The sequence below is a fragment of the Pseudomonas sp. NPDC087612 genome (assembly GCF_044743505.1).
In the GTDB taxonomy this organism is placed as follows: domain Bacteria; phylum Pseudomonadota; class Gammaproteobacteria; order Pseudomonadales; family Pseudomonadaceae; genus Aquipseudomonas.
Genome location: NZ_JBIUWO010000026.1, coordinates 1 through 2968 on the forward strand (window position 1 = coordinate 1; position 2968 = coordinate 2968).

The window sequence follows — 2968 nt, forward strand, 5'->3', positions numbered from 1 at the left end:
ATTACAAGTTTTCGGCGAATGTTGTCTTCACAGTATAACCAGATTGCTTGGGGTTATATGGTCAAGTGAAGAAGCGCATACGGTGGATGCCTTGGCAGTCAGAGGCGATGAAAGACGTGGTAGCCTGCGATAAGCTTCGGGGAGTCGGCAAACAGACTTTGATCCGGAGATCTCTGAATGGGGGAACCCACTCAGCATAAGCTGAGTATCTTGTACTGAATACATAGGTGCAAGAGGCGAACCAGGGGAACTGAAACATCTAAGTACCCTGAGGAAAAGAAATCAACCGAGATTCCCTTAGTAGTGGCGAGCGAACGGGGACTAGCCCTTAAGTGGCTTTGAGATTAGCGGAACGCTCTGGAAAGTGCGGCCATAGTGGGTGATAGCCCTGTACGCGAAAATCTCTTAGTCATGAAATCGAGTAGGACGGAGCACGAGAAACTTTGTCTGAATATGGGGGGACCATCCTCCAAGGCTAAATACTACTGACTGACCGATAGTGAACCAGTACCGTGAGGGAAAGGCGAAAAGAACCCCGGAGAGGGGAGTGAAATAGATCCTGAAACCGTATGCGTACAAGCAGTGGGAGCCTACTTGTTAGGTGACTGCGTACCTTTTGTATAATGGGTCAGCGACTTATATTCAGTGGCGAGCTTAACCGAATAGGGGAGGCGTAGCGAAAGCGAGTGTTAATAGCGCGTTTAGTCGCTGGGTATAGACCCGAAACCGGGCGATCTATCCATGGGCAGGTTGAAGGTTAGGTAACACTGACTGGAGGACCGAACCGACTACCGTTGAAAAGTTAGCGGATGACCTGTGGATCGGAGTGAAAGGCTAATCAAGCTCGGAGATAGCTGGTTCTCCTCGAAAGCTATTTAGGTAGCGCCTCATGTATCACTGTAGGGGGTAGAGCACTGTTTCGGCTAGGGGGTCATCCCGACTTACCAAACCGATGCAAACTCCGAATACCTACAAGTGCCGAGCATGGGAGACACACGGCGGGTGCTAACGTCCGTCGTGAAAAGGGAAACAACCCAGACCGTCAGCTAAGGTCCCAAAGTTATGGTTAAGTGGGAAACGATGTGGGAAGGCTTAGACAGCTAGGAGGTTGGCTTAGAAGCAGCCACCCTTTAAAGAAAGCGTAATAGCTCACTAGTCGAGTCGGCCTGCGCGGAAGATGTAACGGGGCTCAAACCATACACCGAAGCTACGGGTGTCACTTAGGTGACGCGGTAGAGGAGCGTTCTGTAAGCCTGTGAAGGTGAGTTGAGAAGCTTGCTGGAGGTATCAGAAGTGCGAATGCTGACATGAGTAACGACAATGGGAGTGAAAAACTCCCACGCCGAAAGACCAAGGTTTCCTGCGCAACGTTAATCGACGCAGGGTTAGTCGGTCCCTAAGGCGAGGCTGAAAAGCGTAGTCGATGGAAAACAGGTTAATATTCCTGTACTTCTGGTTATTGCGATGGAGGGACGGAGAAGGCTAGGCCAGCTTGGCGTTGGTTGTCCAAGTTTAAGGTGGTAGGCTGAGATCTTAGGTAAATCCGGGATCTTAAGGCCGAGAGCTGATGACGAGTTGCCATTAGGCGACGAAGTGGTTGATGCCATGCTTCCAAGAAAAGCTTCTAAGCTTCAGATAACCAGGAACCGTACCCCAAACCGACACAGGTGGTTGGGTAGAGAATACCAAGGCGCTTGAGAGAACTCGGGTGAAGGAACTAGGCAAAATGGCACCGTAACTTCGGGAGAAGGTGCGCCGGTGAGGGTGAAGGACTTGCTCCGTAAGCCCATGCCGGTCGAAGATACCAGGCCGCTGCGACTGTTTATTAAAAACACAGCACTCTGCAAACACGAAAGTGGACGTATAGGGTGTGACGCCTGCCCGGTGCCGGAAGGTTAATTGATGGGGTTAGCTAACGCGAAGCTCTTGATCGAAGCCCCGGTAAACGGCGGCCGTAACTATAACGGTCCTAAGGTAGCGAAATTCCTTGTCGGGTAAGTTCCGACCTGCACGAATGGCGTAACGATGGCGGCGCTGTCTCCACCCGAGACTCAGTGAAATTGAAATCGCTGTGAAGATGCAGTGTATCCGCGGCTAGACGGAAAGACCCCGTGAACCTTTACTATAGCTTTGCACTGGACTTTGAATTTGCTTGTGTAGGATAGGTGGGAGGCTTTGAAGCGTGGACGCCAGTTCGCGTGGAGCCATCCTTGAAATACCACCCTGGCAACTTTGAGGTTCTAACTCAGGTCCGTTATCCGGATCGAGGACAGTGTATGGTGGGTAGTTTGACTGGGGCGGTCTCCTCCTAAAGAGTAACGGAGGAGTACGAAGGTGCGCTCAGACCGGTCGGAAATCGGTCGTAGAGTATAAAGGCAAAAGCGCGCTTGACTGCGAGACAGACACGTCGAGCAGGTACGAAAGTAGGTCTTAGTGATCCGGTGGTTCTGTATGGAAGGGCCATCGCTCAACGGATAAAAGGTACTCCGGGGATAACAGGCTGATACCGCCCAAGAGTTCATATCGACGGCGGTGTTTGGCACCTCGATGTCGGCTCATCACATCCTGGGGCTGAAGCCGGTCCCAAGGGTATGGCTGTTCGCCATTTAAAGTGGTACGCGAGCTGGGTTTAGAACGTCGTGAGACAGTTCGGTCCCTATCTGCCGTGGACGTTTGAGATTTGAGAGGGGCTGCTCCTAGTACGAGAGGACCGGAGTGGACGAACCTCTGGTGTTCCGGTTGTCACGCCAGTGGCATTGCCGGGTAGCTATGTTCGGAAGAGATAACCGCTGAAAGCATCTAAGCGGGAAACTTGCCTCAAGATGAGATCTCACTGGAGCCTTGAGCTCCCTGAAGGGCCGTCGAAGACTACGACGTTGATAGGTTGGGTGTGTAAGCGCTGTGAGGCGTTGAGCTAACCAATACTAATTGCCCGTGAGGCTTGACCATATAACACCCAAGCAATTTG

Annotated in this window: 1 rRNA gene; it reads left to right on the plus strand. The window is 51.9% G+C overall.

Annotation, left to right across the window (positions count from 1 at the left end):
* The first annotated feature begins 59 nt into the window (after positions 1–59).
* Positions 60–2949: ribosomal RNA gene (locus ACIOVF_RS27970) — 23S ribosomal RNA — on the plus strand.
* Positions 2950–2968: the final 19 nt, after the last annotated feature.